Below are 24035 nucleotides of genomic sequence, written 5' to 3' on the forward strand. Positions count from 1 at the left end.
TGTGAAGGTGTCCGTAAGGGTTTTGAGGAGAGGTGGACCGTGGGGGGAAACGGTGTTCTCGTCACCGGTGGGGCGGGGTTCGTCGGACGCCACGTCGTGGAGCGCCTGGCGCGCGGAGCCGGCTGCGGGGAGCGGGCCGGAGCCGGCGTCGACGTGCGGGTGCTGGTGCACCGGACGGCTGTGGAGGTGCCCGGCGTCGAGGTGGTCCGGGGGGATCTCGCCGGAGGCGGGCTGCGGGGATCGTGCGACGGCATCGGGACCGTACTGCACCTCGCCTCGCGGATCGGGGGTGACGCGGAGGAGTGTCGAGCGGTCAACGCCGAGGGGACGCGCGCGCTGCTGGCGGAGGCCGAGCGGGCCGGGGTGCGGCGGATCGTCCAGTTGGGGACGGCCGCGGTGTACCGGGACGGGGCGCATCGGGGCGAGCCGGAGGGGGTGTTGCCGGAGGGTCCCCGGTCGGTGACGAGCGTGACCCGGCTGGCGGGCGAGCGGATGGTCCTGGCCGCGGGCGGGACGGTGCTGCGTCCGCACCTCGTCTTCGGGCGGGGGGACCGGTGGATGGTGCCCGCGCTGGTGGGCCTCATGGCGCGGCTGCCGCACTGGGTGGACGGCGGGCGGGCCCGGATCTCGATGATCGCCGTGGACGTACTGGCCGACGTGCTGGCCGAGTTCGCTCTGCGGGAGGACCTGGGGGAGGAGCTGGGGGGAGCGGGGCGGGTGCTGCACGCGGCTCATCCCGTGCCGGTGACGGCCCGCGAGCTGGTGGGCACGGTGGCACGGGAGCTGGGGCTTCCGCTGCCCCGGGGAGAGGTCGATCTCGACGGGGCGGTGTGCCTGCTGGGGGCGGCGGACGATCCGGTGGCGCGCAGGCACGTGTCGTTGCTGGCGGTGGACCACTGGTACGACACCCGGCGGCTCTGGGGGCAGGTGTCGGTGGCGTCCGGACCGCGTTTCGAGGAGGCGTTCGGGGCTTACGGGGACTGGTACCGGGGCGAGGTCAGAGGGCGGAACCGGTGACGAGGGAACCGGCGAGGTGCTGGCTGCGGGCGCCGGTGCCGGTGCCGGTGCCGGTGCCGGTGCCGGTGACCGTGGAGCGGAAGATCGTCCGGCCCTCCTGGTGGCCCGTGACGTCGATGGTGGAAGGGGTCCGGGACGTGGCCTCGATCCAGCACGGGGCGTCCAGTTCGGCGTAGTGCTCGAACTCGGTGGACACCCCGGAGGGGACGAACTCGTCCTGGGGGCGCAGCCCGCAGGCCGCCTGGCGGGCGGCTTCGACGAGGACCATGCCCGGGTGGTGGTCGTTGGAGTGCTCGAAGAGGATCGGGTGGTCGAGGTCGGGGCTCAGCAGCCAGCGGCCCTCCTCCTCGGTGGGCGAGAGCACCACGTCGAAGGGGAGCAGTCGTCCGGCGGCCGCGGCGGGTATCGGGGTGCGCCGCTCCAGCGGTCGGGCCAGGCCGGCGCGGGCGCGGTCGCCGCGCAGGCGGCGGTAGGTCGCGGGGGCGACGCAGGTGAAGCGGGCGGTGCCGGTGGCGGCGAGACGGCCCGAGCGGTGGATGTCGACCTGGAGGAAGCCGCTGAAACGGCTGCCCTGCCAGCCGAAGTCCGTGCATGTGGCGACCATGACGAGGTCGCTGGGGCCGCGGCCGATGCGCAGCCGGTCGGGATCGGAGGCGAAGTCCAGGCTCCACAGCAGCACGTTGTGGCCGAGGGGGACTCCGTACACGGCGTGGCAGAGGTAGAGGCCGACCTGGCGGATCGTCTCACCGGCCTGGACGGGGTCGTGGCTGGTGCCGTCGGGGCTGGTGAAGAAGGTGTGGGCGCGGGGCCACTGGCCGGTCAGCGAGAAGGTGTCCGCGCCGATCAGGTCGCAGCCGGTGAGGAACACCTCGGCCAGCGAGGAGCGGTGGACGTACTCCCGGGGGACGGTGGTCGTCAGCCGGGGGGCGGGGGCCTCGTTGCAGCGGGTCCACGGTGCCCCCGTCGGCTCCAGTGGGTGGATCGGAGGGTGGATCGGAGGGTTCTTCCGGATCGTCAGCATCGTCATGGACCTCTCCACAGAGCCGTGTCGACGGATGGGATGGGCAACGCACGCGAGACGCAAGATACGTACTCTCCGGTTTTGTTTGCAAGGTGCTAAAGGTGTCCGCATGTCGCACGTGTACCAATGTCAACATCGCGGACGAGGGGTTTGGGGCACTGTCGGGCGGGTCTCACCAGCGAAGTTCCGGTCGGACGGTGTTGGCGGAGACCGCGAGGTTCCGCGCCAAGTGAGAGCTGGTCTTCCGGTCATATGCCCCGGTCCGACGGGGTGTTGGCACGTAGATGTCCGTGCGGGGAATTCAAGCCATCGTCGAGTGTAGGTCGAGTCGCTCGGCTCTGCTGGCGCACGAGTGGGGCCGGTGCCAAACTTGAGCCCGCCGCTGGTGAGTTAGAAACCGGTTGAGCGGTTTGGAATACAGGGTGTGGAGCTGCCTGCGCACCCCGTCGCCAATGTGTCGTCAGCTCCTTGCCGATCCATCGCCGATCCATCGCCGACCACCTGGAGATCACCGAATGAACCGTCAGTGCCCCTACGCGCTCGACCCGTCCGGATCCGATATCCACGGCGAGGCGGCCCTTCTGCATCAGCAGGGGACGGCCACTCCGGTGGTCCTGCCGGGTGGGGTGACCGGGTGGGTGGTCAGCGGGAGCGAGACCATACGTCGGCTGCTGGTCGACCCCCGGGTCTCCAAGGACGCCTACCGGCACTGGCCCGCCTGGGCCAACGGGGAGGTCGGGGAGGAATGGCCGCTGGCCATCTGGGTGTCCGTACAGAACATGATCACCGCCTACGGGTCGGAGCACACCCGGCTGCGCAAGCCCGTGGTGGCCACCTTCACCGCGCGCCGGGTCGCCCGGATGCTGCCGAGGATCGCGGAGGTCGCGGACGAGCTCCTCGACCGGATGGCCGCACTGCCGCAGGGCGAGGCGGTGGACCTGCGCACCGTCTTCGCGCACGACCTGCCGACCCGGATCGTCTTCGAGCTGTTCGGGATCCCGCAGCAGTCGTGGGACCCCCTGCACAGGATCATCAAGGGCTTCTTCGACACGACGATCACCGCGGAGGACGCCCAGGCCAACGGAGAGCTGCTCTACGTCACGATGACGGAGCTGCTCGCCCACAGGCGGGAGCACCCCGGCGACGACATGACCACGGCCCTGATCAACACCCGTGACGAGGGCGACGGCTCCCGGCTGAGCGAGAAGGAGCTGATCGACAACCTGATCCTGCTGTTCACGGCCGGATACGAGACGTCGGTGAACCTGATCTGCTCCGCGGTCTACGAACTGCTGCGCAATCCGGACCAGTTGGAGCTGCTGCGCAGCGGCAAGGCCGCCTGGGAGGACGCGGTCGAGGAGGCGCTGCGGCTGGAGCCGCCCGCGACCTACGCCCTGATGCGCTTCGCGGTCGAGGACATCGAGATGGAGGACGGGGTGGTGATCCCCCAGGGCGCCCCCATCGTCGTCTCCTTCGCCTCGGCCGGACGGGATCCCGAGGTGCACGGCCCGGACGCGGATCGCTTCGACCTCACCCGGACCACCCGCGGGGAGCACCTCTCCTTCGGCTTCGGCACGCACTACTGCCTGGGGGCCTCGCTGGCCCGGCTGGAGTGCGGAGTGGGATTGCAGAGGCTCTTCGAGCGCTTTCCGGACCTCTCGCTGGCCGTCCGGCCGGAGGAGCTGCGCAAGGTCGAGTCGTTCATCTCCAACGGGCTCAAGGAGCTTCCGGTGCTCCTCGGCGCGGCTCGCTAGTAGGGGGCAGGGGGCAGGGGGCTGGCGGTAGGCGGTAGGCGGTAGGCGGTGACGCCCGATGGCGGCCGGCCGTCGGTCCCAAAGGGTGCTGTGCGCGCCGACTTGACATAGATGCGTCGGGCTCCTCCGTCGTTCGGACGGAGGCGCCCGAAGGGGTGCCGAGGGGGCGCCGGGCGGTTCGACCCGTTGGGGTGCAGGGGGGAGGCGGGGCGGGCGGGGGCGGGCGGGGCACGAGCAGGGTCGGGCGGGGGCGGGCGGCGAAGCGACGCCCGGAGGGGATCAAGGGGTGGCTATAGTCTGCTTGATAAAATACGGACCTTCTGGTTGGTTTTATCAGGGGTGGTGGATCCTGTTCGCAGGACCCAGCCTGAACCGACCCTGGACAACGGAGGCACCGTGGCACGACAGGAACGTGCGGTCCGTACGCGTCGCGCGATCTTGGAGGCGGCCGCTTCGGTCTTCGACGAGCGCGGTTACGACGCAGCCACCATCGCGGACATCCTCGCGCGCGCGGGCGTCACCAAGGGTGCCCTGTACTTCCACTTCGCCTCGAAGCAGGAGCTGGCGCAGGGCGTGCTCGACGAGCAGTTCGGCGAGGCCGGGGTGCCCTCCAGGGAGAGCAAGCTCCAGGAGCTCGTCGACGTGGCGATGCTGCTGGCCCACCGGATGAAGTTCGAACCGATGCTCAGCGCGGGGGCGCGGCTCTCGCTCGGCCCCGGGATGCGCGAGATCTTCGGGGGCGGATCGGTGCCGGGCTGGATCGAATTCACCCGTGAACTGCTGGTCCAGGCGAAGCAGCAGGGCGAACTGCTGCCGCACGTGGACCCCGCCGAGACGGCCTGGATCCTCTCGGCGTGCTGGACGGGTGCGCAGATCTATTCGCAGACCCTCAACGACCGTGAGGACATCGAGGGCCGGGTGGCCTCCGTCTACCAGCACATCTATCCGAGCATCTCGACGCCCGCGATGCTCGGCCGGCTGGACATGGCGCCGGACCGCGGGCACCGGGTGGCCCTGGAGTTGGCGTCCCTGGCGGAGGGGGGCGCTGGGGCTGGTGCGGCTGCTGGGGCGGGTGCCGGGGCTGGTGCGCGTGCGGGTGCGGGTGTCGGGTTCGCGGGGCGGCGGTAGGTCGGGGAGTCCCGGCGGCGGGTCCACGGGGCGGTGACCGGCGGCCCGTTGGGGCCGGCGGTCGAGCGCCGTTCACCTGCCGGCTCCGGCGCGGCGCGAGCGCCGCTCCAGCGGGGGCGCCGACTGTGTCGGCTGAAGATCTTTTACTCCCTGGGCAAACCGCGAGGGCGGTTTGTGGAGACTCCATGGTCAAGCAGGAACGTGCCGCCCGCACGCGTGAAACCCTGGTGCGCTGCGCCGCCGAGGTGTTCGCCGAGGAGGGGTTCGGCACCGCGTCGATCGCGATGATCAGCAAGCGGGCCGGAGTGAGCGCCGGAGGTCTGCACTTCCACTTCGAGAGCAAGACGGCGCTGGCCCAAGCCGTGGAGGACCGTGCGGTGGAGGCGCTGCGGCGGATCACCTCGGGGCGGCCCGGCCGGGCGGCCGAACTGGCCGCGAACGCGTTGCAGGTGCTGGTGGATTCCACGCACGAGTTGATGGCCCTGCTCGCGGAGGACGTCGTGGTGCGGGCCGGATTCGGACTGTGCGCGGACGTCTCGCGGGGCAGCGGAGTGGACCTGCGGCGCCAGTGGCAGGTGTGGGTGGACGAAGTGGTGCGGTCCGCGGCTCGCGGGGGTGCCTTGGCCGACGGGGTGTTGCCGCAGGACGCCGCGAACGCGGTGGTGGCCTCGATGGTGGGGCTGGAGGTGCTGGGCGCCGATGAGCGGGACTGGGTCTCGCGGGAGACCCTGACCCGGTTCTGGATCCTGATGCTGCCGCGGCTCGCCGCGCAGGGGGTGCTGGGGGGGCTGGTGGCCGAGGGGACCGGGCGGTGGGTGGGGCGGGGTGCGGGGGCCTCCGGGGGTGGGGGCGGGGGTGCTGATGGTGACTCGGGTGCGGGCGGGGAGCCGGGTGGTGGCTCGGGTGCGGGGTCGGGTGCCGGTTCGAGGGCTGGATACTGAACGAGACCGTGTGGTCTGGTTTTTGACCTCCGGGGGCTGATCTGTAGGCCCCGTTGAGGGGTGGCCTAGGGCTGCCGAGTGCGCTCCGACGTGTTGATCGACGTACAACTCCCCTGTTCAGAGTGGGTTCTTGAGTGCGGCTAGGGCGCGACTGGGCTGCAAAACAGCGCAACCGGTTTGATATTGACAAACCGTCGGTCCTGTTTTCTACTGAGATTGCGACTCATCCAAGGACAGGGGAGTACGGCGTGGACATCGATGTACTGGGCGCACTGGCCGTGCGGGAGAACGGAATCTCCATCACGCCGACCGCCCCCAAGCCCCGGCAGGTCCTGGCGCTCCTCGCGCTCCATGCCGACCAGGTCGTGCCGGTGTCGGCACTGATCGAGGAGCTGTGGGCGGGCGAACCGCCGCGCAGCGCACGGACCACCCTGCAGACGTACGTCCTGCAGTTACGCGCACTGATCGCGACGGCGCTGGAGCAGGAACGGGACCCGGACGCGGACTCCGAGGGGGGTGCACCCGCGGGCGCCGCTGGAGGGCGGACCGCGAAGGACGTCCTCGTCACACTGCCCGGCGGCTACCTGCTCAACAGCAACGGCGGCACGAGCGACGTGCGGGAGTTCGACCGGCTGGCCGGGACCGGCTACCGCGCGATGGACGCCGGGGACTTCCCCGGCGCGGCGCGGCTGCTGCGCGAAGCCCTCGCCCTGTGGTCGGGCCCCGCCTTCGCCGACGTACAGGGCGGTGTGCAGCTCGACATGGAGACCCGGCGGCTGGAGGAGACCCGGCTGTGCGCGCTCGACCAGCGCATCGAGGCGGACCTGCGACTGGGACGGCACCGTGAACTGCTGGCCGAGCTGACGGTGCTGGCGAGCCGCTACCGCACGCACGAGAACCTGCACGGGCAGTTCATGCTCGCCCTGCACCGCTCCGGACGGCGCGGTGAGGCCCTGGACGTCTACCAGCGGCTGCGCGGCATGCTCGTGCGCGAGCTCGGGCTGGAACCGTCCGCCGCGCTGCGCCGGTTGCAGCGCTCGATCCTGATGGCCGGCCCCGAGAGCCTGGCGGAGGCGACGGACGCGGGCGGCGAGCGACTCGTCCGCGTCTGATGCCGGGTGCGGGTGCGGGTGCGGGTGCGGGTGCGGCCCTGGCCGCGGACCGGCGTAGCGGTGGGCACGAGGGTGTGAAGGCGAGTGCCGCGGCTCGGCTGCGCGGGACGAGAGGGGACGGTGCGGTGCAGGAGAGGTCGGAGCGGACCCGCAGGCGGCTCGTCGGCGCCGGGGCCGAGTTGTTCCACCGCAATGGATACGCGAACGCGACCCTGGGCGACATCGCGGGCGCCGCCGGAGTGACCAAGGGGGCGTTGTACTTCCACTTCGCCTCCAAGGACGAGCTTGCGGAGGCGGTGCAGCAGCGCGGCTGCGCACTGCTGCACGCGTCGGTACGGTCGCTGCGCGAGGGCGGGGCCTCCCCGTTGCAGGCGCTGATCGACACCACGCACTGGATGGCGCGGATGCTGCACGAGGACCCGGCGATCCCGGCGAGTTTCCGGATCACCAAGGAGTGCGCGGGTCACCAGCCGCCGGTGATCGACTTCCAGCGGACGTGGCTCACCGTGGTGTGCACGCTGCTGCGGCAGGCCCGGGACACGGGTGAGCTGTGTGCGGAACGGCGCTGGGAGAACGCGGAGTCGCTGGTCGCGGCCGCCGCGTGCGGTATCGAGGGCATGTCCGGGACCGGCATGCCGTACGGGGAGTTACAGCGCAAGGTGGCGGATCTGTGGGCGCTGCTCCTGCCCAGCGTGGTGGCTGCCGGGCGTGAAGGGGAGTACCGGACGCGGGCGGCGGCGCCGCTGTGGGCGGCGGCCGGGGTGGATCCCGAGCCCGAGTCGGAGTCCGGATCCGAGCTGGAGTCCGAGTCCGAGCTGGAGTCCGCGCTGGGGTCCGGGCCCGAGGACGGGTTCGAGGACGGGTTCGACGATGTCGGGGCCGTTGGGGCTGGGGCTGGGGCTGGTTCCGGGTTCAATTCTTGACGTTTTTTGATTCTGGATTCCGTCCCCGTTCTTTCTTTCCGCTGCTTTGCGTCAGCCGGTGAGTGCTCCAGCGGAATTCAGGCGGCGCGTGAGTTCGTCCACGCGGGCGCTCAGGCGGGATATTTCGCTGCCGAGGTCGAGGAGTGCCGCGGCTGTTCCCGAGGCGGGGCTCTCCGCGGGGTCCTCCAGGATTTCCGCGGCCCGGGCGCGCAGAGCGGGGCCCGGTTCCACACCGAGTTCGGTGCGCAGCCGTCGGCGCGCCCGTTCGTAGACGCCCAGCGCCTCCGAGCGGCGGCCGCCGCGGCACAGCGCCACCATCAGGAGGTCGTACAGGCGCTCCTGGGTCGGGTGGTCGGCGGTGAGGCGCTCCAGTTCCCGGGCCAGGATCCGGGGGTCGGCGTGCGGCTCCGCCAGGCAGGCCTCGTACAGGGCTTCCTGGGTGGTCAGCCGTAGTTCCCCGAGGCGGTCCGCCTCCGCCGCGCAGAGCCGGCCGCCCGACGCACCCTCCAGGGGCGCGCCGCGCCACCGGGCGAGCGAGCGACGGAGCAGGTCGGCGGCGCGTACCGGATCGGTGGGGAGGGCGGCGCGGCCTTCGGACGACAGTCGTTCGAAGGCGCCCGCGTCCGTTCCGCACGCGGTGCCGCGCAGTCGGTAGCCCGCTGGTCCGGTGGCGATGTGGTCGCGGCCGTCGACCGCGTGCAGGGAGCGGCGCAGCCGGCCGATGTGGGCCTGGAGCGCGCCGGCCGCGGCGGCGGGCGGCGCGTCGCCCCAGAGCTCGTCGATCAGTCGGTCCGCGGAGAGGACCCGGCCGCGGTGCACGGCGAGCGCGCCGAGCAGGGCGCGCTGTTTGGCTCCCGAGGGGGCGCTACGGGCGCCCGTACGCGGATCGAGTGCCTCGACCGGACCGAGGAGAAGGAATTCCATGACGGTGGCGATCCCCCTTCGTACGTCATTTCGTACGCCTTCGAGCGGAATCTAGCAGCTGTCGGAAGGGCGCCGGTCAAGCCCCATGGAGGTGGCCTCGAAAGGGACTTGAGAATGCGGTGACATCGCGTGGGGCCCGGCTATCTTTCGTGAGTCGAAGGCCGGGGACGGCCGAAAAGCGAGGTAGCTCGACGACGTGCGGAGGAGACCGTGAAGTTTCGGGTTCTGGGTCCGTTGAGTGCCGAGGTCAACGGGGGATCGATCGTTCCGACAGCGCGCAAGCCGCGGCAGATCCTGACCCTCCTCGCGCTGTATCCGGGCAGGGTGATGCCGGTGCCCACCCTCATGGAGGAGATCTGGGGCACGGACCTGCCGCAGAGTGCGCTGACCACGCTGCAGACCTACATACTCCAGCTGCGCCGAAGACTCGGCACCGCGATGGGCCCGGGCGGGCCGGGTGCGGAGCCGGGCGGACTGGACGGCGCGGGCGGCGGTGCCAAGGACATTCTGGCCACGCGGCACGGGGGGTACCTGCTCCAGATACCGCCGGAGTGCTTGGACGTCTTCGAGTACGAGACCCTGGTCGCCGGAGGCCACGCGTCCTTCGAGGCCGGGGACGACGAGGGCGCGGCGACGCAGCTGCGCAAGGCATTGGCGCTGTGGCAGGGGCCGGCCCTGGTCGACGTACGGGTGGGACCGATCCTGGAGATCGAGGTGATGCGGCTGGAGGAGTCCCGGCTGGTCACGATGGAGCGGCGGATCGACGTCGACCTGCGGCTCGGGCGGCACGGGGAACTGCTCGCGGAGCTGGCGGAGATGATCGCCCGGCACCCGCAGCACGAGGGGTTGCACTCGCAGGCGATGGTGGCGCTGTACCGGTCGGGGCGGCAGGCGCGCGCGCTGGACGTCTACCGGCGGCTGCGGACCCGGCTGATCGAGGACCTGGGTGTGGAGCCCTCGCCGCAGTTGCAGCGGCTGCACCAGGCGATGCTGACGGTGGATCCGGCGCTGGATGTGGCGGCGGGGCCGAAGCGGGGGTCGACCTTCGATCTGTACGCCGCTTGATGCTGTTTGAAGCCGTTTGGCGCCATTTGATGCTGTTTGGCGTTGCTTGATGCCGCCGGGGCGCCGGCACGCCGGCGCACTAGCATCCGGTCCATGGACGATGATCTTGTGGCCCCCTTCCGGCTCGACGTGCCGCAGCGGGAGCTGGACGACCTGGCGGAGCGGTTGGACCGGACCCGGTGGCCCTCCGAACTGTCCGGAGTGGGCTGGGACTACGGCGTTCCCGGTGACCACCTGCGGGAGCTGGCCGGGCACTGGCGCCACGGTTACGACTGGCGGGCGGCCGAGGCACGGCTGAACGAGTGGCCGCAATTCACCACGGTCATCGACGGGGCGCAGGTGCACTTCGCCCATGTGCGCTCGCCCGAGCCGGACGCGACCCCGCTGCTGATGACCCACGGCTGGCCGGGATCGATCGTCGAGTTCGAGCGGGTCGTAGGGCCGCTCACCGATCCGCGGGCGCACGGCGGGGATCCGCGCGACGCCTTCCACCTGGTGCTTCCGAGCATCCCAGGCTTCGGCCTCTCCGGGCCCACCACCGATACCGGGTGGGAGTTCAAGCGGGTCGCGCGGGCCTTCGCCGAACTGATGGAGCGGCTGGAGTATCCGGCGTACGGGGTGCAGGGCGGCGACTGGGGGGCCGCGATCTCCCGGGAGCTGGGCCGGATCCGGCCGGAGCGGGTCATCGGGGTCCACCTGAACCTGCTGCCCGGGGCGGGCGCCGTCGCCGCGCCGGGCGAGGCGGAACTCGCGGAGCTGAGCCCGGCCGAGCGGGAGCGGACGGTGGCCTCCTGGGAGCGCTACCGGGTGTGGGCGCGGGAGCGGCAGGGGTACGCGGACATCCAGGCGACCCGGCCGCAGACCCTGGCGTACGGGCTGAACGATTCGCCGGTGGGTCTCCTGGCCTGGATCGGCGAGAAGTTCGTGGAGTGGACCGATCCGCGGTGCCCGGTGGACCGGGACCAGGTGCTGACGAACGTGATGCTGTACTGGCTGACCGGCACGGCCGGGTCGGCGGCGCGCATCTACTACGAGCGGGCGCACGCGGCGTACTACGGCGGGCCCCCGGAGCCGTCGGCCACGCCGACGGCCCTCGCCGACTTCCCGCAGGACAACTTCATCCCGCTGCGGCACGTCGCGGCACGGACCGACAACGTCGTGCGGTGGACCTCGTACGACCGGGGCGGGCACTTCGCCGCGATGGAGGTGCCGGAGTTGTTGGTGGGGGACGTGCGTGCGTTCTTCCGGGAGAGGGAGCGGGAGCGGGCGGGGGAGCGCGAGAGGGAGCTGGGGCGGGAGTGTCTGGGGGAGTGACGGACGGGTGACGGTCGTCGGGTGATGGCCGCGCCGTCCGGGTAGGGATGTGCGGGAAACCGTGCCGAACGCCTGCGCGAAGAGAGAACGCCCTCATAACATAAAGGGCGTTCTCTTTTTTTCTGTGGGGCAGTCGGCCGGGGGTGGCGTGATGATCGTGATCAGCGGGGGAACCGGGTTCGTGGGCTCGGCGGTGGTGCGCAGACTGCTCGGCGAGGGGGTGCCGGTGCGCGTCCTCTCGCGGGAGCGACGGGTGTCGGGCGGGCGGGCGGGCGCCGGTGCCGGCGGGGTGTGCGGGGACCTGGGTGATCCCGGTTCCTTGCGTGGGCTGTGCGACGGGGCCTCGGTCCTGCTCTCGCTCGCCTCGTACGTCGGCGGGGACGAACGGCGCTGCGACGACGTCAACGTCCGCGGTACGTCGGCCCTGATGGCGGAGGCGCGCCGGGCCGGAGTGCCGCGGATCGTGCATCTCTCGACCTGCGCGGTGTACGGGACCGGGCCGCACCGCGGCGCGGGGGAGGGGGAGTTGGACCCCGCGCCGGTATCGGCCGCCAGTCGCAGCAGGCTCGCGGGGGAGGCGCCGGTGCTCGCCGCGGGCGGCACGGTGCTGCGGGCTCCGCTGGTGACCGGGTACGGGGACCGGTGGGCCGTGCCGGCGCTGGTGGACGCCTTCCGGCGGGTGCCGGCCGGCTGGGCCGGGGGGAACGGGCTCGCCTCCTTTGTGGATGTCATGGACCTGGCACGTCTGGTTGCCGCCCTCGCCGTGACCCCGCGGGCACTGCCGGGCGGGGTGCTGCACGCGGGGCACCCGGAGCCGGTGCGCAACGGGGCGCTGATGGGGGCCCTGGCGGAGTACGGGGTGCTGGCGCACGCGCCGGGAGCGGGCGGCTCGCTGGGGTGGGACGCCTGCCTGGCGGGGCTGCGGGCGCGGCCCGGGTGGGTGAGCGAGCGCCAGTTCTCGCTGCTGGCCGGGGACATGTGGTACCGCAGCGACATGGCCTGGGAACTGGGCGGGGTCGACCCGGGGCCCGGGCCGCTGCGGAGGCTGGGGGTGGCGGCCGCGTGGTACCGGGCGCGGGGCGGGGCGGCGCCGGAGGCGGAGGTTGGGGATGGGGCTGTGGCTGAGGCTGTGGCCGGGGCTGGGGTGGATGTGGCTGGTGCTGGTGCTGGTGGTGTGGGTTGGGGAGCAGGTTCCGGGCTGTTGGCCGGTTTGGTGCCCGGGCAGCGGGGTGGGCGGCGGGCCGTGCCGGCGGGGGCGGAGGTGGGTGCCCGCCGGTGAGGCGTACCCGTGGGTGTCCGGCCGGTGAGGGCGGTCCGGAAGGTGGTCCGGTGCGTGTCCAGTACGTGGAATCCCGGGTGGGGGCGGGCGCGTGGTGTGCATGATCGCCCGATGCTCGACGAACAGAGAACCCTTCCGGTCCAGGTGGGCGACGAACGCGCCACGCTCACCAGCACGCTCCAGTTCCAGCGCGACACCTTGATGATGAAGTGCACGGGCCTGACGGCCGAACAACTGCGCAGCAAACCGATCCCGACCACCGGGCTCACCCTGCTCGGACTGGTCCGCCACCTGGCCGAGGTCGAGCGGGGCTGGTTCCGCAACGTCATCAACGGCGAGGACGTGCACGGGTACTGGCCGCGCGACGCCGCCGGGCGGTGGACCGAGTGGGAGGTCGAGGACGCCGACCCGCAGGAGGCCTTCGAGAAGTGGGAGTGGACCTGCGGGCTGTCCCGGGCGATCGTCGACGGGGCCGAGTCCCTCGACGTCACCGGCCGGTACGTGGACGAGGAGCGCAAGATCGACGAGATCTACTCCCTGCACTACGTCCTGACCCACATGATCGAGGAGTACGCCCGCCACAACGGCCATGCCGATCTGCTGCGCGAGGCGATCGACGGCGTGACGGGGGAGTGAACGGCGGCCCCGGGGAACGTCAGACCGCGCCGCCGCTCGCGGTGGCGACGCGGCGGTCCACCGCGTCCAGGGCCGCGGCCCACGGGAAGTGGGTGGGGGCGTCCGGGCCCGCCGGGCCGGGTACGAAGCCGCCCTCCCCGTAGAGGAAGTCGACGCCCGCCCCCCGCAGGACGGCCACGCTCTGGTCGAACTGCGGGTGGGCCGCCAGGGCGGCGTTCGCGCACGGCATGGCCACGACGGGCGTGCCCTTGCCGATGGCCTCCGCGGCCGAACCGATCACGAAGCGGTCGGTGAGGCCGAGGGCCCAGGAATTCACCGAGTTGAAGGTGGCGGGGGCGAAGAGCAGGGCGTCCGCGGCGGGCCACACGTCCGGCTCGCCGGGCAGCTTGTACTGCCAGCGCACGGCGTGCCCGGTCAGCGCCGCCAGTCCGTCGAGGCTCCCGGCCACCCAGTGCGCCGCGGTGGGGGTCAGACCGAGGCACACGTCCCAGCCGCGGGCCTGCGCGTCCTCGATGACGTGGGCCACGTCGAAGACGGGCGGGGCGGCGGAGCAGAGCAGATAAAGGGTCCTCTTCATATGATCATGGGATCACATGTCTGTGCTGGTGAGTCACCCGTGTGCCGTGGATACGTCGGGTCGGGGCCTGCGGCCTTGCTTGGGGTGCCGGTAAGAACCGTGTCACCAGCCGCAAACGGCGGTGATCAGTCCTTGGGCTTGGCCGGCCGTGGCAGCTCGGCCGTGGTGGTCGCCTCGGCGAGCGCCTGGCGGCCGCCCTTCAGTTCGGGCACGTAGTTGTAGATGGTGTTGCGGGAGACCCCGAGGAGCTTTGCGATCGAGGTGACCGTGTTCTCCGGGCGAGCGAGCAGATCGCGGGCGTGACGTACCTGTTCCTCGGTCATCGCCGGCGGTCGTCCGAGGCGGGCGCCGCGGGCGCGGGCGGCGTCCAAGCCCTCATTGGTGCCCTGCACGATGAGTTCGCGGATGAACTCGGCGAGGGCCGCGAACACGTGGAAGACCAGGCGCCCGCCGGGTGTGGTTGTGTCGAGCGCCTCGTGTAGCGAGGTGAAGCCGACTCCACGCTTACGCAGGCCGGACACGATCGCGATGAGGTCCTGGAGGGAGCGGCCGAGCCGGTCCAGCGACGGAACGACGAGGGTGTCGCCCTCGCGCAGGAAGTCGAGGGCCTTCCACAGTTCCTCGCGTTCGGCGTTCTTGCCGGACTTCTTGTCGGAGAAGATCCTGATGCACCCGGCTTCCGTGAGTGCGTGGACCTGCCGGTCGAGCAACTGTCCCTTGGTGGAGACGCGTGCGTATCCCACGCGGTCGCCGGTCCGTGCGGCCGGAACGGGGGCAAGGAGATCTGCGGTGTCGTCGTCCTGGGGTCGCTGCACCCGCCAGATCGTACAGAAAACGGTGCCTCTCAAGTTCTTGAGCACATCGACTTTCTGACACCGTTTTATGAGCATGATCCGGCGCCGATCCGGCCAGATGCAGCCGCTTACCGATCTTGCTCATCAATCGGTTGATAGATGAACACCCAGCCTCGGGTACGCGGCGGTGGCCCGCACTCGGTCGTGTCCGAATGCGGTGGGGCCCGCACGCCTTCAGCGATGTCTAGGGGAGGTGGGGGCCGATGTAGCCGATGTGGATCTGGCGGGTGCGGCCGTGGGTGTCGTCGTGGAGGTGGAGGCGGGGGGCTGGGGGGCGTCCGGAACCGATGCGGATGTGTTCGCTCATGAACATCCGGCCCGACGGGTCGATGGTGCGGGGGACGGGGAAGGTGCGGGTCGCGCGCAGACGGCTGCTGGTGGTGAGGCTTTCGGATTCGCCGGGTGCGTGGCGGGTGGCGGGGATGAGGTCGCTCGCGTCGGGCCAGCGCAGGTAGGCGGCGAGGTGGGGGAGCAGCTGGGGGCCGTGTTCGGTGGTGGCTTCGGCGTAGGCGTTCAGGGTGCGCAGGGTCTGCCAAGTGCGGCGGATCCACACCTGTTCCAGGGGGTGTCCTCGCAGGGGGGCCGTGGTGTGGGTGATGTCGGCGAGAACGATCCGGGTGAGGTCGCGCTGTGCCTGGTGGACGAGTTCCTCCCAGCTCCCTGGCACTGGGGGCGTGGCCGACGGCAGGGGCGGTGCGGCGGGTGTGCCGGCCGCGGCGAGCCGGGCGCGCAAGCGGAGGATTTCCGTGTTCTGCATGTCGAGGATTTCCTCTGCGGCCTCGACGTCTTGTTCCGCCTGTCCGCGGCGCCTTTCGGCTGCTTCGGCGACGGCCGTCAGTGCGCTGGCGCCGGTGGCGGCCGTCAGGTCGGCGAGGCGCTGTTCGGTGTCCCGGAGCCGTTTGAGGGCTGTCTGCTCCCGGCTGCCGGCGTCCTGTATGGCGAGGGCCGCGTATTTCAGGTTCGTTTCACGGGTGGTGGCGATGCTTCGCCAGGTGTCGCGGTCGGTGGTGAGGGCCTTGAGCTGTCGGTCTTTCCTCTGGAGGGCGGCCGTAGCTTGTTCGAGGCGTTCGGTGTCGGTGTCCAGGGCCCAGGTGCCGTGTAGTTCCTGGACAAGAGCCAGCGCGGTGGGGGTAGCGGGCCAGGGGGCGGCCGTGTACTGGAGGACCGCGGCCAGGAGCGGGGCGGGGTCCACAGCCACGTCGTCTCTGACCTCCAGGTCCTTGAGGCTGATGCCGGGCCGGGGCGGGTGGGAGGGAACGATCACCGCGCCGCGGGGAGGCAGCTTCACACCGGTGGGGTGCAGGAAGCGGTTGACGGCTTGGCGCTGGTTGCCGGTGACGCGGTATTCCAGTACGCGGCCCAGCAGCCCGGGCGGCAGAGCTGCCAGCGAGGACATGACGGGATAGGTCCGGTGGCTCTCGTGGACCAGGACGGCGATGGACCAGGGGCATTGGGCCACCTCCCGCAGGTGCCCGCGCAGGGCGGTGTCCAGCGGCAGCTGGCAGACCTCACCGAAGAGGGCGCCGCGCGGCTGGTCGGAGATGGCCGGCATCGTGTCGCCGGGTGTGAACAGGGCCAGAGGTGAGGGCCATGCCCAGTCCCACGCCCGTTCGGCCCGCGCGGTCAGTTGCCACAGGGATCCGCCCTCCTGCGGGTCGTCCGAGAGGATCAGACGGGCCCGTACCTTCACGTTGCCGCCCGCACGCCACCGTGCGTCGAACACCGTGTCCTGTCCATGGCCCCTGCTGTCGGTGCGGATCCAGGCCTCGATCACGTTCTCGGCTTGCAGCGCGGTCAGGCGGGCAGTCACCAGGGCGGCCGTGCCGGATCCCACGAACCAGCCCCTGGACGCCCAGACGGTCTCGGGAAAGGCTTCGGGAATCTCGGTCGCGGTCACGGCATCCTGTCCCAAGGTTCGCACGGTCGGGGTCCGCCCGGCCCGGGCGGACACACGAGGCCCGCTGCTCCGGTCCGGCAAGGACCGGACAGACCGTGATCCCCAACCCCCGCCCGGGCCGCGGGACACGGAAGGGGCGAGGACCATCACTCCCCTGGCGCAGCCCGGCGCCCTGGCCCGGTGGGCCCGCGGCGAGGGCCGGTGGCCATGGTGGTGCTCCGGACCTTCATCGCCCGATGCAGTGTGCCCGGCCCGCATCGCCCCCGCCGGACCGGAACATGCCCGTTGCGTCGCCCGTGCACAAGCCGGGCAGGCATCGCGGGAAGCCACTCCGTGCTACCGGTCCCCAATCCGGTCCGGAGCTGAATCATCTGGATTAGCGGAGCGCATCGGGATGGTGCTTCAGGCAATCGGCAAATCACCGGGAATGTCGTAGGGCGTGATCGTTTCTGCATGATGTGGTCCCGGGCATGACCACTCGCAGCAAGCTCGTCCTCGCGGCCACCGCGACGGCGGCCCTGGCCCTGGCCGCCCCGCTGGCGACCGCCTCCCAGTCCACCGCCGCACCGGAGCCGACCCCCGCACCGCTGTACACCTCCGCCAACGCGGTGCCGGGCAAGTACATCGTGACCCTGGAGAAGACCGTCGCGGACCCGGCGGCGGCCGCGAAGAAGCTGGGGCTGAAGCCGACGTTCGTCTACAGCAAGGCCCTGAACGGGTTCGCGGTCACGATGGACGCCCTCCAGCTGACGATCGTCCGCAACGCCTTCGGGGTGAAGTCGGTCGAGCAGGACGCCAAGGTCCAGTCCGTACCCATCCGGTCCTCCGCAGCCGGCACCCGGGCACCGTCCAGCTCCTGGGGCCTGGACCGCATCGATCAGAAGAACCTGCCCCTCGACAACAGCTTCACCACCGAGGGCAACGGTGCCGGGGTGACCGCGTACATCCTCGACTCGGGCATCGACTACAACCACACGGAGTTCGGCGGCCCCGACAACACGCGTGCCACCTTCGGCTACGACGCCGTCAACGACGGCCGAAACGGCCAGGACTGCCAGGGCCACGGCACCCACGTCGCCGGCACCGTCGGCGGCAAGACCTATGGCGTCGCACGCAAGGTGAACCTGGTCAGCGTCCGCGTCCTCAACTGCGAGGGCAAGGGCGAGTGGTCGGGGATCATCGCCGGTCTGGACTGGGTCGCCAAGAACGCCAAGCAGCCCGCCGTCATGAACGGCTCCCTGGGCGGGCCGAAGTCCGACGCCGTCAACCTCGCCGCCAACGCCGTGACCGAGGCGGGCGTGCTGCCCGTCATCGCCGCGGGCAACTCCTCGGTCGACGCCTGCGGCATCTCCCCGGCCTCCGCCTCGAAGGTACTGACGGTCGGCGCAACCACCAAGTACGACGAGGAGACCGACTTCTCCAACTTCGGAGAGTGCCTCTCCGTCTACGCCCCCGGCCAGGACATCTTCTCCGCGAAGCTCGGCGGAGGCTCCATCTCCCTGGACGGCACCTCCATGGCCGCCCCCCACGTCGCCGGAGTCGCCGCCCTCTACAAGGCCGCCCACCCCAAGGCCGAACCGGAAGAAATCGTCGAATTCCTCATCGACAATTCCACCAAGGACGTGGTGAAGTCCGCTGCCAAGAGCAGCCCCAACAGGCTCCTCTTCACCGGCGGCCTGTAACCCACCCGCCCCACTTTCCAGGCTGGATCAGCGCCCCGATGTCCCTCGACGCCGATGGCATCGGGGCGCTCCCGAAGGCCGCAGAGCCACATACCGCCGAGGCCGCAGGCGAAGTGGCGCACCCCGCAGAGAGCCCGGGGCAGGACACCGTCCAGCGGGCGTTGCGCGGCACGTGCGCAGTGACTGCCTGTCGGTCACACAACGGGGCAGGGCCTGGCCTCACACGTCCATGCGTTCCCCGGCCTGATCCCACTCCCCATCACCCGCCCCGCGGGGGCCAGGCACCGTGGCCGCGGTCAGGTCCAGCCGTACGGCCATGTCGAGGTTGACCTCGCCGTACGGGCGGACGTGGGACCAGAACAGCGGGGTCAGGCCGCGCCGGTCCGCGGGGGTGAGCAGGTCGGCCCACTCCGGCTCGTCCAGGACATCCTGGAGCATCAGGGTGTTCACGTAGACCAGGGCGGACTGCAGGATCCGCAGGCACAGCACAAACATCTCCTGCTCGTCGCGCCGGTTGGAGCTGATCTCCCCGCCCTTGCCGTAGGCGATCACGGCGTTCGCGCCGTTGGAGGACTCCATCACGTTCAGGCCCTCCTCGATCTCCCGCTGGAGATCCCTCAGCCGCAGGTAGCGGGCGACGAAGATGGTCTTCTGGGCGCGGCCGACCTCCAGCATCGCCGCGTAGGTGGGGTGGGAAGCGTTGCGGGTGAAGCGGCGCAGGATCGCCTCGGTGGAGGCAGTACGCGTACGGATCGCGGTGGCGTACTTGATCATCTGGTCGTACTGCTGGGTGATGAGTTCCCAGCGGATCGGGCGGGTCAGCGCCGGGGTGAGCCGCGGGTAGGCGTCGCTTTCGCCGGGCACCGGCCGGTACAGCTTGACCTTGTTGATCCGCTTGATCCGAGGCAACAGGTCGAAGTTCAGCAGTCTCGTGACGCCGAACCCGATTTCCGACTGGCCGTGGCTGTCTGTGTAGTTGGCTTCCACGTCCATGGTGGTGCCGTGCCGCATGGCGCCCTCGATCATCGCGGCGACCTCGGAAGCGGTGCAGTTGATCAACTGGGAGTGGATGGCCAGGGACTTCTTCTCCACGTGCCAGTAGATGAGCACCCCGCGGCCGCCGTAGCGGGAATGCCACTCCGTGAACAGGTTCTGGTCCCAGGCGCGGACGTGGGTGGAGTCGGAGGCGACCGCGGTCGAGCCCTGCCCCCACAGCTCGGTACTGCGGGCGGCGAAAGTGGCGTTCGCGATCTGGACGGCGATGGCGCGAGCGGCCTCGGCGGACAGATACCGCCGGCGCACGTACCGCAGCTCGTCCTCGGTGTGCCCATGGCCACCGGACGCGACAGCCTTGATCCCGGTGTTCGTGCCGTACCCGTAGATGACCAACAGCAGGCGCTCCGCCAGCACCTCCGCCGAGAGGCTGCCGCCGCCGGAGACGGAGGTGACCGCGTCCAGGCAGCCGGTCCGCAGCACCGCCTCCTTCAGCATGTCGACGAGCGGCACGATGCCCCAACGCTTCTGTACCTCGGCCTTGATCCGGCGCAGGTTGCGCGGCTCGGGCTGGGCCTCGGCTGCCGTGAGCCGGATCGCCCCGGACTTCCGCTCGACGATGTCCAGCCAGGACAGCTTGGGCATCTGCTCGTTCAGCAGGGACAGCTCGGCCGTCATCTGTCCGCGCAGCTCGTCGATGAACACCGAGGCGTCCAGCGGCTTGCGCAGCTCCCGGTAGTTCTCCGCCCGCCGGACCTCGAAGTCCTGCGGCAGGTCGTCATCCGGGTTGCGCCACCTGTCGGCGCCGACCACCCAGATCTCCTTGCACTTGAGCTGATCACGCAGAGCCTGGAAGGCGACGACCTCGTAGACCATGCGCACCACGCGGCGCCGGCCCCGCTTGTCGGTACGGTGCACCACCTCCGCCCAGTCCCCGCCCATCGCCTTGTGGACCGGCACCGTCTCGCCCAGCGGGTAGTACGTCGTGTTCCCGGCGCTCGCGTACCGGGCAACCAGTGCCAGGGCCTCGATCACGGGGCGGTGGGCGTGATTGCTGGAGCGGAACTCCAGCACGTCCAGCAGCTTGATCAGTCCGCGCCGGTAGTGGTTGGTGTACGACGCCTTCAACGTGGTCTGCACCGTCCGCCGGTAGACCGGCCCTCGGGTCTTGAACTCGTGCACCAGCTCCCGCAGCGTCGCCTCACCCCCGGATACCGCCGGGAAAACGACCTGCCGCACTGTCCCTTCCGGAGCGCCGAGCGAGGCCTCGGCGAGCTTGAAGAGGATGTTCTCCTTGCCCGAGACCTTCTTGAACGCGTTTACCAGCTGCTCGGTAACCTTCTTCTCCGCCCGCGCCCCGATCCTGTGCACCGTGGAGATCAGCAGCTCCACCAGCGTGTCTGTGATCTCCCGCTCCCGTTCGTGCAGGAGCGCGGCCAGCAGCGTCACCCGCAGTGGCACCGGGTGGGTCCGCAGATGGGAAGGCGACTCCACCGCGGCCCGCGCCCGCCACCCGGCCAGCACCTTCGGCGCCACGTCGATGAACAGATCCGGCTGCAGGCCGATCGCCCGCACCGCCAGGAGCTTGTCGATCTCAGTGAGCATCGTCTCCAGGCTCACATTGCCCGGCGCTTCCTTGATCTTCCCCAGTACCGGCGGCCCGTCATCGCCCCCGATGCCTCCCTCACCGGGTCCGGCCTCGTCATCCTGATCGGTTCCGCCGGCCACCAGAGCCGTAATCCGCTCAACGCTCTCCGCGGCCAGCCGCGAGGAGATCCGTACTGTCAACGCCTCCTCGGCCGCCCGCAGGGCAGCCGCCACGATCCGGTCGCACCGCCCTGGTGTAGGCGGCTCAATGCTCTCGACACGGCAACGAGCCAGCAACTCCACCCAGACCTGCTCGGGCCTTCGCTCCTGGTGCGCAACGTGCTCGGCCAGATACGCCGCCAGCTTCTCCGCATCCGCGACGCTGCACTCACGGAATCCGAGATGCCCCCGGATCTGCGCGCGGTGGTACTCGACCGTACGGCCCGTCCACTCGTAGAAACCCAGATCAGACGCGGGAACCTGCACCTGCCGGGCCACGAACTCCACGGCCTCGCCACGCAGCTCCGCCCGGCCTCGGGGAAACCGGCCGTACTGCGTGTAGAACTTCAGCAGCACGGCGAAGCCCAGCCGTGTCGCACCGCGCTTGCCGGACACAAGTACCTGCTCGTCCTTCAGCAGCGTCCAGTGCTCGACCAGCTCATCCAGGTCCAACGGGGTACGGGCCACGTTCGTAGATCGTCCTCGCGTGAGCTCACACTCCGCAGCCGTACAGCCTCGGGCTCACCCGCACGAGGGATGCCCTCACAAGATCACCGCCGTTTGCGGCTGGTGACACGGTTCTTACCGGCACCCCTGCTTCCGTGGCCTCCGCCGGTCGTCTCCTCCAGCGGGTGTCCGGGCGGCTGCGAGCGGTGCTGCCGAGGATGGAACGCCGTGAACGCCGTGTACGCCGTACCCACGGAGGCGGGTTGACGGCCCACGGGGAGGGGGCGGCGCCATGCCGCGGAGGAGTGGGACCGGCGCACGGGTACTGATCGTCGGGGCCGGGCCGGTCGGGCTGACCGCCGCGCACGAACTGGCCCGCCGGGGTCTGCGCGTCCGGGTGGTCGACGCGGGCGCCGGGCCCGGGCGGCCGGGCGGTGGCGGTGGCGGTGGCGGTGGCGTCGGTGGTGGGCGTGGGGGTGGCGTCGGTGGTGGGGGGCGCGGACGCGGGGCCGTCACCTTGCATCCGCGGACGCTGGAGGTGCTCGACCAGATGGGCGTGGTGGGTCCGGTACTGGAACAGGGCCGACGCAACCGGGCGTTCACGATGACCGCGGGTGGTGGACGGCCGGTCCGGCTGGATGCCGACTACGGCTCGACGCCCACCCGGTATCCCTTCACCGTCGTCGTCGAGCAGGCCCGTATCGAGGCCGCCCTGCGCAAGGCCGCCGCCCGCCTCGGGGTCCAGGTGGAATGGGGCGTGCGGCTGACGTCCTTCGAGCAGGACGAGGACGGTGTACGGGCGTACCTGGAGCACTCCGGCGGGCGGCGGGAGGCCTGCGCCGTGCCGTGGCTGGTCGGGTGCGACGGGGCGGACAGCACGGTCCGGGGGCGGCTGCGGTTGCCGGGGGTGGAGGGGGTCGACGAGGTCTGGGAGTTGGCGGATGCGGTGGTGGAGGTGGGTGGGGGTGGCCCGTCTGGTGGGTTGAGTGGGTTCGTCGGGTTGGCGCAGGACACCGTGCACTGGGTGCACGTCGATGGTCATGCGCTGCTGCTGATCCCCCACCGGCGCGTCGGGCACTGGCGTTTGCTGGACTCGTCGCCCGCCGACGTGGTCGGGGACGGGCGTCCGGTGGAACTGCGGCTCTCGGCGAAGTTGTCGGCCGGGTTGGGGCGCGAGGTGCGGGTGGGCGTGCCGCTCTGGAGTGCCGTGCACACCTTCCGGGGGGCGGTGGCCACGCGGATGGGCGAGGGTCGGTGCTTCGTCGCCGGGGACGCGGCGCATGTCTTCGGTCCCGCGTCCGGGCACGGCCTGAACACCGGTGTGCAGGACGCGTACAACCTGGCCTGGAAGCTGGCCATGGTCGACCAGGACTGGACGGGGCCGGAGCTGCTGCGGACGTACGAGGAGGAGCGGGTGCCGGTGGCGCGGTCGCTGCTCGGGGCGGCGCAGCGTACGGGGGTGCTGGCACAGGTCACGAACGCGATGGCGGGGGCGGCGCTGCCGGCCGTCATGGGGGTCGTGCGGGGGACCGGGCTGCTGCACCGGGTCATCCAGCGGAAGGTGCTCGGCGACATGTCGGGGCTCGGGTTGGCGTACGGGGGGCGGCCCGGGGGGTTGGCGGGGGGTCCGCGAGTCGTTGCGGAGGAGCTGCGGGGGGAACTGCGTGACGTGCGGTGGTCGTTGCTGTACGTGCCGGAGGGTACGGGCGAGGCGGTGGAGGTGGCTCGGGCGGCTGCGGCGCGGCATGCGGGGTGGTTGTCGGTGCGGACGGTCGTGGGGGGCGGGGCGGGGTGGTCGCGGGGGGCGGGTGGGTTCGGGTCTGGTGGCTCCGGCTCCGGGTCCGGGTCCGGGTCCGGGTCCGGGGTGGGGGCGGGGCCGAGGCCGTTGGTGGATCCGCGTGGGCGGGTGAGGCAGGCGCTGGGGCTCTCTGCCGGGGGGTGGGTCCTGGTGCGGCCGGACGGCTATGCGGCGGGGGGTGGGGGTGAGCTGACGGAGGGGGCGTTGGGGGCGGCGGTGGCTCCCTTGGGGGTGGGGGTGGCGGGCTTGCCGGTGGCTTTGGCCGGGGTGGGTGTGCGGGTGGCAATGGGGGGTGGGGTGGGGGGTCGGGGGCGGGTCCAGGGGGGCTCGGGGAGTGCTTGAGGGGTGGGGGGTGGCTTGTGTGCCTTTCGCTTCCGCGGGGGTGGGGTGGGGTGGGGTGGGGTGGGGTGGGGTGGCGGGGTGCCTTCGTGGGACTGAAGTGGCTGGGCGTGGCCTTCGGGAGGGTTGGTGTGGCTGTGTTGCCTGTGCCTCAAGCGCCGGCGGGGCTTGGATGGCGGGGCGGGGGTGGCGGGGCCCTGTCGCCTTTGCCCGCTGGGGTGGTGGGGCCGGGGTCTGCGCGGGGGTGGGATGGCGGGGCCTTTGCCTGCGCGGGGTGGTTGTGTGGGGGTGGGGTGGTTTGTGTGTGGGGGGTCAGCGTTTGGGCCAGCCGATGTCTTCGTCCGATTGGGCGTCTTGGGGTGGGTCGATGGTGTCGTCTCCGATGTGCGGGAAAGCGGCAGCCGGGACTGCCGCGCGTGGTGCGCACACCGATGGCCTCATCGTCGACCCCCAGGCGTCGGAAAAGAGCAGGTCCCGGCCGGGTGCGGGGCCGGGTTCTGGAGAGTCTGCCTCGATCTGCTGGAGGAG

At 71.1% G+C, this 24035-nt stretch carries 18 protein-coding genes; 12 read left to right on the forward strand and 6 right to left on the reverse strand.

Annotation, left to right across the window (positions count from 1 at the left end; translation table 11 throughout):
* Positions 1-39: 39 nt before the first annotated feature.
* A complete protein-coding gene (locus tag ACIBEA_RS40975) occupies positions 40-1017 on the forward strand; it encodes an NAD-dependent epimerase/dehydratase family protein (RefSeq protein WP_399268987.1) in 978 nt (325 codons plus the stop codon).
* Here the strand turns inward: ACIBEA_RS40975 and ACIBEA_RS40980 are convergent.
* Complete coding sequence (locus tag ACIBEA_RS40980) at positions 998-2044, reverse strand: ScbA/BarX family gamma-butyrolactone biosynthesis protein (protein WP_399268989.1); 1047 nt, start codon at positions 2042-2044, stop codon at positions 998-1000. The two genes, ACIBEA_RS40975 and ACIBEA_RS40980, sit on opposite strands and share 20 nt — an antisense overlap.
* 509 nt (positions 2045-2553) lie before the next feature.
* Here ACIBEA_RS40980 and ACIBEA_RS40985 point away from each other — a divergent pair.
* The 5 genes from ACIBEA_RS40985 (at position 2554) to ACIBEA_RS41005 (ending at position 7896) form a co-directional block, all read left to right on the forward strand.
* Positions 2554-3792 carry a cytochrome P450 gene (locus tag ACIBEA_RS40985; RefSeq protein WP_399268991.1) on the forward strand — a complete coding sequence of 413 codons (1239 nt, stop codon included), beginning with the start codon at positions 2554-2556 and terminating at the stop codon, positions 3790-3792.
* Between the two features lie 396 nt (positions 3793-4188).
* On the forward strand, positions 4189-4920 hold the full coding sequence (locus ACIBEA_RS40990) for a ScbR family autoregulator-binding transcription factor (RefSeq protein ID WP_399268993.1): 732 nt from the start codon (positions 4189-4191) through the stop codon (positions 4918-4920).
* Between the two features lie 185 nt (positions 4921-5105).
* On the forward strand, positions 5106-5861 hold the full coding sequence (locus tag ACIBEA_RS40995) for a ScbR family autoregulator-binding transcription factor (RefSeq protein WP_399268995.1): 756 nt from the start codon (positions 5106-5108) through the stop codon (positions 5859-5861).
* A 248-nt stretch (positions 5862-6109) separates the two neighbouring features.
* On the forward strand, positions 6110-6973 hold the full coding sequence (locus ACIBEA_RS41000) for a BTAD domain-containing putative transcriptional regulator (protein ID WP_399268997.1): 864 nt from the start codon (positions 6110-6112) through the stop codon (positions 6971-6973).
* Between the two features lie 125 nt (positions 6974-7098).
* Entirely contained in the window at positions 7099-7896 is a 798-nt protein-coding gene (locus ACIBEA_RS41005) for a ScbR family autoregulator-binding transcription factor (RefSeq protein ID WP_399268999.1), read from the forward strand.
* 51 nt (positions 7897-7947) lie between these two features.
* Here the strand turns inward: ACIBEA_RS41005 and ACIBEA_RS41010 are convergent, their stop codons facing one another.
* A complete protein-coding gene (locus ACIBEA_RS41010; protein ID WP_399269001.1) occupies positions 7948-8820 on the reverse strand; it encodes a BTAD domain-containing putative transcriptional regulator in 873 nt (290 codons plus the stop codon).
* 210 nt (positions 8821-9030) lie between these two features.
* Here ACIBEA_RS41010 and ACIBEA_RS41015 point away from each other — a divergent pair, with 210 nt between their 5' ends.
* The 4 genes from ACIBEA_RS41015 to ACIBEA_RS41030 all read left to right on the forward strand — a co-directional run bounded on the left by ACIBEA_RS41015 (position 9031) and on the right by ACIBEA_RS41030 (position 13114).
* Positions 9031-9885, forward strand: coding sequence for a BTAD domain-containing putative transcriptional regulator (locus ACIBEA_RS41015; protein WP_399269003.1), 855 nt, complete (start codon positions 9031-9033; stop codon positions 9883-9885).
* 93 nt (positions 9886-9978) lie between these two features.
* Complete coding sequence (locus tag ACIBEA_RS41020) at positions 9979-11199, forward strand: epoxide hydrolase family protein (protein WP_399269005.1); 1221 nt, start codon at positions 9979-9981, stop codon at positions 11197-11199.
* Between the two features lie 151 nt (positions 11200-11350).
* Positions 11351-12478, forward strand: a complete 1128-nt coding sequence (locus tag ACIBEA_RS41025; RefSeq protein WP_399269007.1) for an NAD-dependent epimerase/dehydratase family protein — start codon at positions 11351-11353, stop codon at positions 12476-12478.
* A gap of 111 nt (positions 12479-12589) precedes the next feature.
* Complete coding sequence (locus ACIBEA_RS41030) at positions 12590-13114, forward strand: DinB family protein (RefSeq protein ID WP_399269009.1); 525 nt, start codon at positions 12590-12592, stop codon at positions 13112-13114.
* A 19-nt stretch (positions 13115-13133) separates the two neighbouring features.
* Here ACIBEA_RS41030 and ACIBEA_RS41035 read toward each other — a convergent pair whose 3' ends face one another.
* From ACIBEA_RS41035 to ACIBEA_RS41045, 3 genes are all read right to left on the reverse strand, one after another.
* Positions 13134-13691, reverse strand: a complete 558-nt coding sequence (locus ACIBEA_RS41035; RefSeq protein WP_399269011.1) for a flavoprotein — start codon at positions 13689-13691, stop codon at positions 13134-13136.
* A 125-nt stretch (positions 13692-13816) separates the two neighbouring features.
* A complete protein-coding gene (locus tag ACIBEA_RS41040) occupies positions 13817-14506 on the reverse strand; it encodes a recombinase family protein (RefSeq protein ID WP_399269013.1) in 690 nt (229 codons plus the stop codon).
* 223 nt (positions 14507-14729) lie between these two features.
* The gene (locus tag ACIBEA_RS41045; protein WP_399269015.1) at positions 14730-16442 is read right to left on the reverse strand and encodes a hypothetical protein; all 1713 of its coding nucleotides are present in this window, start codon (positions 16440-16442) and stop codon (positions 14730-14732) included.
* Positions 16443-16912: 470 nt separating this feature from the next.
* Here ACIBEA_RS41045 and ACIBEA_RS41050 point away from each other — a divergent pair, with 470 nt between their 5' ends.
* Positions 16913-18124, forward strand: coding sequence for a S8 family serine peptidase (locus tag ACIBEA_RS41050; protein WP_399269017.1), 1212 nt, complete (start codon positions 16913-16915; stop codon positions 18122-18124).
* 219 nt (positions 18125-18343) lie between these two features.
* Here the strand turns inward: ACIBEA_RS41050 and ACIBEA_RS41055 are convergent, their stop codons facing one another.
* Entirely contained in the window at positions 18344-21391 is a 3048-nt protein-coding gene (locus ACIBEA_RS41055; protein ID WP_399269019.1) for a Tn3 family transposase, read from the reverse strand.
* Positions 21392-21662: 271 nt separating this feature from the next.
* Here ACIBEA_RS41055 and ACIBEA_RS41060 point away from each other — a divergent pair, with 271 nt between their 5' ends.
* Positions 21663-23510, forward strand: coding sequence for an FAD-dependent monooxygenase (locus ACIBEA_RS41060; RefSeq protein ID WP_399269021.1), 1848 nt, complete (start codon positions 21663-21665; stop codon positions 23508-23510).
* Positions 23511-24035 lie beyond the last annotated feature (525 nt).

It is taken from the genome of Streptomyces sp. NPDC051555 (genome assembly GCF_044454405.1).
Taxonomy (GTDB): domain Bacteria; phylum Actinomycetota; class Actinomycetes; order Streptomycetales; family Streptomycetaceae; genus Streptomyces.